Raw genomic sequence first — 10,796 nt, forward strand, 5'->3', positions numbered from 1 at the left:
ATGGAAGATCGATCCCGAATTCTTCGACTTCATCCTGGATGTCCTGATAGACCTAGTCGTTATGTTCCTGAACAAAGGACTGTGGAAGACAGAGATGAACGTAATTGCTGTGAGCCAACAGAGGCTGGAGGAAAGAGATGTGAGACATAAAAACGTCTTCCTGAAGACTACCTTAATCGACAACAAAGACAGTAATTCCTGAAGTGTACCTCATCTGCTTAAACAAGCAAGAAAGGTAAACAAACAACAAAAAACCCGGCTAGAAACCTGGGCTTAATTTTTCCGTGTTGTCATACTCAGGTGAAGAATGGACGCAAAATGCCGGGAACGAAACAAAAAACGGTAATGTATGTCCCTGATTTGATTGATGTTACGCACCAGCCGAATTACAGAACCAGTTTTGTGTTAACTATTAGGGTGAACAATGCCCTGGCCTACACCTGCAACAAGATTCACAACCGCGTGCCCAATTTTCTACGACGCGATGTTGGCATAGTAGGGCGAAGGCACCGTTGGGTACGCCCGGAACACATGCACGAAAACCGCCTCTGTCTTGTCACTTACGTCTTCAACTGAATAGATTTCCGGCAACCCGTTTTGGTCGCTATAGAGATAGTCGCGAATAGTCAGGTGAACTGCATCCCGGGTAGCCTCCTTATCGCGCCAATGATCAATCCGCAGTTTCTCCGCCTTAAGTGTTTTGAGCAAGTCCACGGCAACCTCTTTGATACGCTTGATATCGCCGGGAGTCAGATCAGGTTTTTTCAGCAAATCAAACACAGCAAGACTTTCCTCATCAAGTCCCTCACGCAGAGCACGGCTTTCTTCCTTATCCATCTCTTCCACAAAATTCAAGAGCGCTTCGAACGTTTTTTCGATGGTTACCCTATCTTTCTCGCGATTATATTCGGCCACAATTTCCTCGTAGTGTTTCTGGAAATCGGTGCGCAAGGGATTCTGCTGGAGCAGACGCTGCAGGCGTTTTTCGATGGCGGTCTTGAGATTCTGCACGGTGGTACGCTTGACCGGACTGCGTTCGAACTCCCGGCGCAGGCGGTCGAAGTCGATCCGGCTGATGTCGTAGGTGCCGGTACCGTTTGCTGGCGCCTCTTCCCTCACCTCAATGGCGTCATCCACTAACTGGTGCAGCTGGCGGATGATACAGGTGATATCTGCCTGCTCACGGTCCTGTTGCAGGCTTTTATAGACGATGTTGATGGCGTCGAAGTCGCCCCGGCAATCATTGATGCCTTCGATGGTGATGCAGGCTTTGAATTTCGAAAACACCGCCCGGCACATCACCTCAAAGCGTTTTCTCGTCTCGTCGTTTTCGTTCGCCGCCTCCTTGGCCGCAAGAATCGCCGCATTCCTGGCAAAACCCGTTTGCTTGATGATCTCATCCAGAGACGCGCTTCGTTCCTCCAGAAAAGACCGGACAAAGGTAATCGCTTCACGTAGATCGGCCAGCAATTCCTCCTCGGGCTTGGCCGGTTCAGCTTCGCTACCGGTGCCATCGCGACCGACATCACCCGTTCCAGCAAAGGTAGCCAGCGCCTTGCGCAGGTTTTTCAGGATGCCGCAGTAATCGACTATCATCCCGTTGTTCTTTCCCTCGTTGACCCGGTTCGCCCGGGCGATGGCCTGCATCAGCGTGTGCGCTTTGAGCGGCTTGTCGAGGTAGAGGGTTGAAAGACTCGGTACGTCAAAACCGGTCAACCACATGGCGCAGACGATGGCGATGCGAAACGGGTGTTCCTCGGCCTTGAACGCATCGTCCAGAGCCAGTTGTTGCATGTTCAGATACTGTGGCTGTTTCCGCATGGTCTCGGGAAGGTCAATGCCTTCCTTGATCAGGCGGCGGTGTGGGGTGATGTCCAGCCCCCATTTGCGGAACTTCTCGACCTCGCCCTGTTCCTCGCTGACCACGACCGCCATCTGCGTCTGGCGCATCCATTCAATCTGGCGACGCCGGTACTGTTCGTCCTGCTCATCCATTGCCTGGGGTAACTGCGATTCCAGCTCGTTGATTCTCTCGTTCCAATAGAATTCGATCAGTTTGTACATGCGGACGCAGGTAATTTTGTCAATGCAGACCAGCATCGCCTTGCCGGTTTCCCAGGCCGTGGAATAGTGGCGCACAAAATCACGGGCCACCTGGTCGAGGCGTTTCCCTGCTGTGATGATATGATAGTCGCGCTTGAGCTCCTGCTCCAGGCGCTGTTCCACATCAATATTGTTAGTCTCCAGCTCCTCCAGCTTCTCTGCGATCCGGTCGTTCAGGTCGCCGACCGCCACACCGAGCTTGTCACCGCGCGCATCGTAGTACAGTGGTACTGTGGCTTTATCTTCCACGGCACGCTGAAAATCGTAGGTGGAGACATAATCGCCGAATACCCGCCGGGTGATCTCGTCGTCCTTGAAGAGCGGCGTGCCGGTGAACCCAATGTAACTGGCATTCGGTAGGGCGTTACGCATGTTGAGTGCGAGTGTCCCGTACTGTGTACGGTGCGCCTCGTCAGTTATGACGATGAGGTCATCGCGTTGGGAGTAGGCCTCTCCTTCGCCAACTGTGTGATTGAATTTCTGGATCAATGAGAAAACGTGTGACTTGTGCTGCGCAAGCAACTCAGCAAGATGCTCGCCATTCGCTGCCCGGCATGGATCGCGGTCGTTGTCCACCAGGCCGCAACCGGCAAAGGTCTTGTAGATCTGCGTGTCGAGATCCTCTCGGTCGGTGAGGATTAGAAAGGTGAAATTTCCTCCCAGTTTGCGATGCACCTTACGGGTGAAAAAGACCATCGAATAGCTCTTGCCCGAGCCCTGGGTATGCCAGAACACCCCTAGTTTGCCTTTTCTGCTCTTCCTGTCGCGCACTGCCTCGATGGCCCGGTTGACGCCAAGGAACTGGTGATTGCGGGCCAGGATTTTTCTAGATTCTCCCACCGACTCGTCGAAAACTATGAAATTCTCGACTAGGTCCAGGAAATTAGCTTTCGCACACACCCCCTTGAGCAACGTCTCCATGGCCACGGCGCCCGGCTGATCCTCAGCCAACCGTTTCCACTCGTGAAAATGTTCGAAACGACTGGTAATCGAACCTAGTTTGGCATCCACCCCGTTGGCCAGCACAACAAAAGCGTTGTGATTAAACAGATGCGGGACGGTGTCTTTGTAGTCCAGAAAGTTTCGCTCGTAAGCGGCGCGGATATCCTTACTGACGTTCTTCAACTCCATGAACAACAGCGGCAGACCGTTTACAAACCCAACGATGTCCGCCCTGCGGCGGTAGAGATCACCTCGCACCCACAGCTCTCGTACGCAAAGGAAATGATTATTCTCGGGATTATTGAAGTCGAAGATCCGCAAACGCTGCCGCATTCGTTCACCCTTGACGTTGCGGAAGATAACCTGTACCCCGTCCTTAATGAGCTCGTACTTTTCGCGATTGGTGGTAACCATGGTCTGCGAGACTGAAACCGCTACTATATGGCTGACAGCGTCTTCATAGGCACTAGCGGGCAGGCCGGGGTTGAGCTCCTCGATCTTGGCCCGCAGGGTGCGGGTCAGCACCACCTCACGATCTGATTTCCGGCCCAGTAGACTGCCCGGTCCGAAATCCTCGTTGTTATAAGCGAACACGGACTCCCAGCCCAGCTTCTGTTCCAGGTATTCGGCAGTCGTCTGCTGGACGAGGCTGTCTTCGGTGTAGGGAGTCGGGGTCATTCAACGACCTCCCATTGACCGGTTTTTTTGGAGCCGATCCGGCGGATTCGGTTTTGCTGTTTAAGCTTCTGGATATTACGCTTTATCGTAGTCTCGCTCACTTCGAGCCGCTCGGCAAGTGCTGCATAGCTCGCTGAGGGCTCAGTACGTAATACATTTAAAAGGTCATTTATCCGGTCAGAATGACCGGATAAATCAGCGACTTGACCTGTTAATGCCCCTTTATCCGCCAGATCCAGCTCTTCCACAGGTTTGCGGTGAACCGTAGCGGTGAACAAGCAGCCATCGTGATCGTCGACAAAGTCTATGGTCGGCCACTTTTCCAGCGCCCTCTTTATTCCCGAACCCAGGCCATGGTAGGGCAGCAGCCCCTTTGCGATATACGAAACCAAGATTGGGTTGCGGATATTGGAGTTTCCGGTTCGAATCTTCTCCACTGTCAGATTATTGGGCAGATGTCCGGGGCTGATGATCTCGATGCGGTTGTCGAAGACAAACAAGCGAATCGGGGCACTGACCAGATAATCTCGGTGTACCAGGGCATTGACCAGCAGCTCCTCGAAAACCGCCTCGGGAATCTCCGGCAATCCTGGTGCGTTTACTCCACGCCCCGCCTGCACCTTGTGCAAGTTACGCATAACAAAGGCCAGTGCTCCCTCGAAGAGTTTCGGTAGCGGCCCGGAAAAGTCCTCACTGTCGAGGTAGTCGGTGGCGTGGATTTTATTGCCAGGGTATCGGATGGCCTTGACCACGAATTGCGGCACTATCCACTCCGGCTTCTCGGCGAAGAGTAGCACGCCGGCCAGGTTGAGACAACCGTCGTCGGTGGCCAGATTCATGTTTTGCAGCAGCTTGGTCAGGTCCTCGGGGGAATCGGGATACTCCTGTTTGTAAACATCACGCAGAAAATCGCGGAAACGCAGCTTGTCCAGCTTGTCGATCCTCGCCTTGGTGGGTAGTTCATCGCCGTGGAACTGGTTGGTTAACTGGAACAGGCGGCGCAGCTCTTCCTTGGAGTTTACTCTCCGCTTGTCGGCCCCAGCCTTGAGCCAGATCACCCCGTTCTTGTCAAAATAGGGCTTGTCAATCCCCTTAGGTACCGTGAGTACGATAACGATGCGGCCATTTTCAAGCGCCACGTTCTCGGTCTGTACCGCCAGCGGGCTGCGCACCAGATGGCTGGCAGCATTGCTGATAAGCTGATTGATCCGGGCTACATCATACCCTGAGAGTCCCGGTGTCGAACCATCGTCCGACACGCCGATAAAGATGGTGCCGCCATTGGTGTTAGCAAAGGCCGCCATTTCCGAGGCCAGCGACTCGGCATTCTTTACATCCGCCTTGAACTGGCTGGTTGAGTCTTCACCAAGGGCAATTTGCGAGAAAACGTCCTTGAGGTTCATTCGTTACCTCCTTGTACCGACAAGCAGGACTGAACCTTCGAGCAGAAATTATTCAGCTTGTCATCATCAATCTGGCCACAAGAATAGCAGTAGAGAAGATGTTGGGGTTTCCTGTGGCTTGAACCTGGGGAAATTACCCCAAGGACTGTTTCCAGGTCTTTTGGCAAGGTAACAACCGATTTTGTGAAATCAGCATGTTTTGAATCGGAGATAAGCTGGTTGAGTTCCTGATGCTCGTCCTTGTTGTTGTCATCATCATGGAGCACGGCATGGGAAACGCCAAATGCGCTCAACAGGTTCATGAACCGGTGGATGTTATACTTTCCGAGACAATCCAGAACGTAAGTTCCCTTAGGAAGAGACAATTTTTCGTCGTCAAGTAACCTGTTAATCAACGCGGTTTCACTTGGCCCTTCGACCAGCAACACATTTTCCGCAAAAAACATCCCTGCCCGATCAGGATTCAACCACAGAAAGTATTTTACGGCCTCCATCTCAGGCTTGAGGTCATCTGCTTGCATTCTTTTCTTAACTTTGGGATAATTGTTGGCGATTTGCTTAATGGCATGGTTGGCATCAACAATATTATTCCACTGGGTAAGGTTTACCTGAAAGATTTTAATAATCCCATCACTTCGTTGTGCGCGAATGATGGCTGGAATGCGACTGGCATTGCGGCTCACAAAATACGCGGAGTGCGTGGAACAGGTAACCTGCCAATCCTCAGCCTCGCTTACCTTGATCAGGTTTCTGGCAAGCTCGTCCTGCTGCGGCGGATGCAGAAATGCTTCCGGCTCTTCAAAGAGAACAAGATTGAGCGAGGGGGTGAAATCCTTCACCTTTTTGGAAACCTTACGTGGAACGTATTTAGCGCCGAGCTGGATCAACGAATAGATGAAATGCCGTTGAAATCCGGACCCAAAATATTCGACACCTTGCGACTTCTCGAGATTATTATCCCTGATGTCCCAGCCGAGCATCGATTTGATGATTTCCGGTGTAGACGGTGTGGTGAATTTCAGGCTAAACTTGGTTTGCCATGGCAAAAGCAGAGAATTCAAATCATCCTCAAAACTGGATAGAGAAAGCTTGTCCTCAGTTTCCATTGCCCGGACACTATCCGCAAAGTCGGTAACTCTTTCTGTCAGTAATTTATATGCCTCACTCTCCTCGACAACATCCGACATGATGTTTGTGATCAGATCGCGCAATGCGGACGGACCGCTAAGCTTGGCATGTTCATCAACTTTGCTGATCGCCGGGATATAGATTAGGTCGCCAAATTTTCCACTCTGTACATTCTTCGCGCCGTAAAACGGTTCGTCGGACAAGTTGCCATCCGACTTGTAACCAAGTATCCACCCAGTAGCATTCTTGCTGTCGTGCAATTTAACGCTTGTCTGAAAATATTTCCTTACTTTCAGGGACTTCTCGGCACTCTTGTACTCATCTTTAAGTGAGTCGTATTCCTGATCGTTAAGACTAAATGTCAACTCTACCCATGACTCCTGATTGGTCGCCCCTTTGAATGGGAAGTCATCTTCCTTCTTGAATTTGAAGCCGTCTTTCTCGTAGAAAGCTCGGATGCAATCAATAATTGTGCTTTTCCCGGCATTATTCGCGCCTACGAGTAGCGCATATGACTGAAAACGCATCGATGCATCGATTATTCCCCGGAAGTTATGAATGGATACTTGCGACAGTTTCATACAGCCACCTCCCCGTTCATTAGTTTGGGCAGGAGGAGGTCACGGGCTTTGGTGAGTCTCTCAATTGTTTGATGAAGATTCGCGATTTGGAGATCTATCGGGACCACATGCTCCATAAACATTGCCGCGATCCGATCTGTTGGCTTTATAAGCTCAACACCATACAGATCTTTCTTCGTGATCGCTGCGAAGATCGCACCACCACCAATCATGTCTTCTTTGAAGAAATGGCTCTTTAGTGCGTAAAATAGATAGTTTTGATGATCGCAAATCGATCGGATCGCCGCGAGACCCCGGCCAATGACAATCTTGTCAGGCGTTATGTTTATGCGCCCGACTGGAGCTCTCACACTAAAAAGTATGTCGCCGGGTTCCGCGATGCGACTTTGGACTGTGCAATATGTCTCATGCTTGGGGAAACGGACTCCGAAATTGGTGACACCCTGATGAAATGGCAGACCATTTCCATCGTTGTTGTAATAGATGGACTTGGGGCTTTGCCCCATCGTAACATCTGCAATCTCTCTTAACGGCTTCTTCTCCCACCCTTCCGGTACGCCGTTGATGATTTGGGTGTGTTCGTGGCCGGGGAAGCGGAGGTGGACGAACCATTCCTTGTATAGCAGCCGCGCCGACTGCTCCAGCAACTGAATCCGCCGCCGGTTGTTCTCGATCAGGTCGTCGTAGGCGGAGAGGATTTCAACGATCCGGGATTGAGTTGAACGATCGGGAATGGGCAGTCTGAATGAGGAAAGGATCTTTGCATTTGCGTTTGGCTGTGCAGCGCCGCCAACCTGAGACAATACAAATTGCTTATAAACGTCAGATTCAACGATCCGACCAACATATCCAGGGTCGGCAATTTGACGGTCAACGCGGATACGTACTAAGTAAGAGGCAAACACAGATTCAGGGTTATTGCGGATAAGTTTGGCATAGCCAACAGTCGCGCCAGTTCGAGCAATGACAATATCACCAGTTGCGAGCGAAAACTTGTTTCTTGCCTTTTCGTCAATCTCACAATATGGAACTGAATCCCAATCAATTTGGGAAGGAACAATGTCGGTAATGCGCAAGAAACGGGGGCCAACATGGTGTTCAGAAGCTGACGCAGTGTACCCGTACTGAACAAATTCCGCAATCTCGGCCAAACTCTTTGCAGAAGCCCTTGTCATATCCCTAGCTCCTCGAAGTTCTTCTTGATCGTCTCTGCCAGTTGCACGGCTTCGGCGTTCAGGTCCTCCAGTTCCACATGGATCTCGCGCAGGGCCTCCTCGAAGTCAAATTCCTCGTCCTCTTCTTCGGGAGCGACGCCGACATAGCGGCCAGGGGTGAGGCTCCAGTCGTTGGCCTCGGTCTCGGCCCGGTCCACAAGTTTGACCAGTCCTTCCACATCACGAAGCTCAGCCTCGGGGAAGCGTTCGGTGAGCCAGTGGGCCTGTTTCCAGAAGTAGCGTACTTGCTTTAGCTGCTCGACGGCCAGTGCGCGTGCCTCATCGGCGGCCTTGCGGGCGCGTATAATGTCGCGACTCGCCCATGTGTCGCTCTCTTTGGCGTTGCAGTCATTCTCGCAGGTTTCGATCAGGTGGCAGGCGAGTTTGTAGAGCAAGTCGGCCTGCATGACCAGATCGCGGCTGGTCTCGGCCAGTGTTGCGAGTCGGTCCACGGCTTCCTTTAGCTCGCCGTTAGTAGCCCTCTGTGTTTCCCATGCTACCTGCTGCTCGCTGACGGTCTGCTGGAAGGCCTCCGCATCCGCCTCGAACAGCTGGATGGCCTCGCCCAGTTCTTTGAGCGGTTCATTATGGGGCGCGTCCTTGGCCAGAGTCTTGAGGAAGGGTTCGACACTGCTGCGCAGCGAAGTCAGCGCACCGATGAAAGCGGTTATCGGTTTAACTGTTTCGTTGTTATCGTCTTTCTTAGTGAAACAGGCCGCACCCTCGGAAAGCATGCTCCTGCAGTAGCCCGCCACAAGGTCGAGATATCGCTGAGTTTCACCCCGGTAGAGCCAAACGATGGCCAGCAGGTTCTGCTCCTGCTCGGGGGAGAAATCGTAAATCTTTCGGGTTACCTTGCGGTAGATGTTGCGGGCGTCGATCATTAGCACCTTGTCTCGATGCGCTTCCGGCTTGTCGCGATTGAGAAACCACAGCTCGCAGGGAACAGTTCGGGTGTAGAAGAAGTTGGAGCGGATGGCGACCATGATGTCCACGTCGCCTGTCTCCACTAGCTTCCGGCGCACTCTGGCTTCATCACGCCCGCCACTGGAGGCCTGAGACGACATAACGAATCCAGCCCGCCCTTTTTCGTTAAGGTAGCTGTAGAAGTAGCTGATCCAGACGTAGTTGCCGTTGCTGACTTTGCCCTTCTTGTTGACACCGGGTAGGCCGAAGGGAAGTCGTGGGTCGTTCCCTACCTTGTCGGCGTCGATCTCGTCCACGTTGAAAGGTGGATTTGCCATGACGAAATCAGCTTTGCCGAGTAGCTCATGCGGGTCTTCGTAGTAGGTGATGGCCCTCTGGATATCGCCTTCCAGGCCGTGCACCGCCAGGTTCATCTTGGCGAGCCGAATGGTGGTCGCGTTCTTTTCCAAGCCGTAGAAGGTGAGCTTCTCGGTGGGGTTCTCGTGTCGCCGCTCGACAACTCGTGCACTCTGTACGAACATACCGCCCGAGCCGCAGGCAGGGTCGAGCACCGTGCCGGCGGTTGGTTCGATGATGTTGGCGATGAGCGAAACCAGCGACACCGGGGTGAAGAATTCGCCACCGTCGTGAGCCTTCTGATCGGCGAACTGTGTCAGGAAATATTCGTAGATGCGGCCGAAGACATCCCCGGAGACCTTTTTCAGCTCCTCGGGGTTGAGGGTACGCAGCAACTGGCCGAGCACGGCATTGTCAAGCTCCTGATACTCGCTCTTGGGAAGTACGCCGCGCAGGTTCTCGTAGTCTGCCTCAATGGACTCCATGGCATCGATAATAGCCTTGGCCCGGTCGGCGCTGTCGGGCAGAGAGACGAGATAGTCGAACTGGGCTTTGGACTGCAGGAAGATGGCGCTCTTCTGCGAGAAATCCTCCTTGGTCAGCGACCGTGTTTTGCCTCTCCGTGTCGGCAGGTTGGCTTCTATGCCATCCTTGACATCCAAAAAGCGGCTGTAGGCGTGGCGCAGGAAGACCAAACCCATGACCGGCAGGAAGTATTCGTTGCTGGCATAGTTGGAATTGGCCCGAAGAGTGTCTGCTGCGCTCCAGAGCCGTTTTTCAATGGCCTCTATGTGCTCAAGCTGGGACATGCTTACCTATACCTCCCAAAATATTACTTGCAACGTCGGTCGTTCTTGTCCCCAATACTGCAAGACAGTCCCTTGGTCTTCCTCGCCACAATTGACAACGATCAAACCCTGCCCCATCCGCTAGTGGTTTGAAAAGATAATTCAAGCTTAGTGGACAACTGATCTAGAGTATGCACCTTGTAGCATCAGAGTTCAGTAACCAACTTCGCCATATCAAGTTGAGTGCTTAGGAACTACTCCATTTCTTTTAGATGTCTCAACTTTTCCTTTGTGGATCATATTAGATAATCCAACACTTCCGTGAGGTGCTAGTACCATTTCTATAATCAAGCCACCAAAAGCTTCAATGGATTACCATGGGATTATAAGAGAACATCAAGAGAGTTCAAATACATGTTATCACATGAGAAAAGCAAAAAGAAATCATCTATATTTATTAAAATAATCTACTCGAAATATTACACAGGGGCTTTCCACTGAGCGAAAGACAATGACAGACTGCGTTTTCTGTAAAAAGCAGGGCCATGGACGTTGTGTTCTGCAGAGCGCTGCACTAAATCTGAAAAATGGAGTCAGAATAGCAATTCCTATATGGCTTTTAGTAAGAGGCAGGTGTTGCAGCGAACGTGACTAGGGCGGTGAAAATCCGCCTGGAGCGGATTGGTAACCTCGCGA

6 protein-coding genes are annotated in these 10,796 nt (G+C 52.0%); 1 reads left to right on the forward strand and 5 read right to left on the reverse strand.

All coding sequences use genetic code 11. The features are described from left to right. A partial coding sequence (locus PLF13_14685; GenBank protein ID HOP08515.1) for a hypothetical protein occupies positions 1–202 on the forward strand: 202 nt, incomplete at its 5' end. 272 nt (positions 203–474) lie between these two features. Here the strand turns inward: PLF13_14685 and PLF13_14690 are convergent. The 5 genes from PLF13_14690 to PLF13_14710 are packed head-to-tail and all read right to left on the reverse strand — an operon-like array spanning position 475 to position 10,121. Beyond that, positions 475–3,723: a type I restriction endonuclease subunit R gene (locus tag PLF13_14690; GenBank protein ID HOP08516.1), complete on the reverse strand. Its 3,249-nt coding sequence runs from the start codon at positions 3,721–3,723 to the stop codon at positions 475–477. Further along, positions 3,720–5,126, reverse strand: coding sequence for a putative DNA binding domain-containing protein (locus PLF13_14695; protein HOP08517.1), 1,407 nt, complete (start codon positions 5,124–5,126; stop codon positions 3,720–3,722). Before PLF13_14695 ends, PLF13_14690 begins: the two co-directional genes overlap by 4 nt. Next, positions 5,123–6,835 (reverse strand): AAA family ATPase, encoded by a 1,713-nt coding sequence (locus PLF13_14700; protein ID HOP08518.1) that lies wholly within the window; start codon positions 6,833–6,835, stop codon positions 5,123–5,125. Before PLF13_14700 ends, PLF13_14695 begins: the two co-directional genes overlap by 4 nt. Next, positions 6,832–8,010, reverse strand: a complete 1,179-nt coding sequence (locus PLF13_14705) for a restriction endonuclease subunit S (GenBank protein HOP08519.1) — start codon at positions 8,008–8,010, stop codon at positions 6,832–6,834. Before PLF13_14705 ends, PLF13_14700 begins: the two co-directional genes overlap by 4 nt. Beyond that, positions 8,007–10,121, reverse strand: a complete 2,115-nt coding sequence (locus PLF13_14710; protein HOP08520.1) for an N-6 DNA methylase — start codon at positions 10,119–10,121, stop codon at positions 8,007–8,009. The genes PLF13_14705 and PLF13_14710 overlap by 4 nt, the downstream gene beginning before the upstream one ends. Between the last annotated feature and the right edge of the window lie 675 nt (positions 10,122–10,796).

Source organism: Candidatus Zixiibacteriota bacterium, from assembly GCA_035380245.1.
Lineage (GTDB): Bacteria > Zixibacteria > MSB-5A5 > GN15 > FEB-12 > DAOSXA01.

Excerpts from the sequence above, each read along its gene's own strand:
- PLF13_14690 (HOP08516.1), bottom strand. The coding sequence starts at position 3,723 with ATGACCCCGACTCCCTACACCGAAGACAGCCTCGTCCAGCAGACGACT.
- PLF13_14695 (HOP08517.1), bottom strand. The coding sequence starts at position 5,126 with ATGAACCTCAAGGACGTTTTCTCGCAAATTGCCCTTGGTGAAGACTCA.
- PLF13_14700 (HOP08518.1), bottom strand. The coding sequence starts at position 6,835 with ATGAAACTGTCGCAAGTATCCATTCATAACTTCCGGGGAATAATCGAT.
- PLF13_14705 (HOP08519.1), bottom strand. The coding sequence starts at position 8,010 with ATGACAAGGGCTTCTGCAAAGAGTTTGGCCGAGATTGCGGAATTTGTT.
- PLF13_14710 (HOP08520.1), bottom strand. The coding sequence starts at position 10,121 with ATGTCCCAGCTTGAGCACATAGAGGCCATTGAAAAACGGCTCTGGAGC.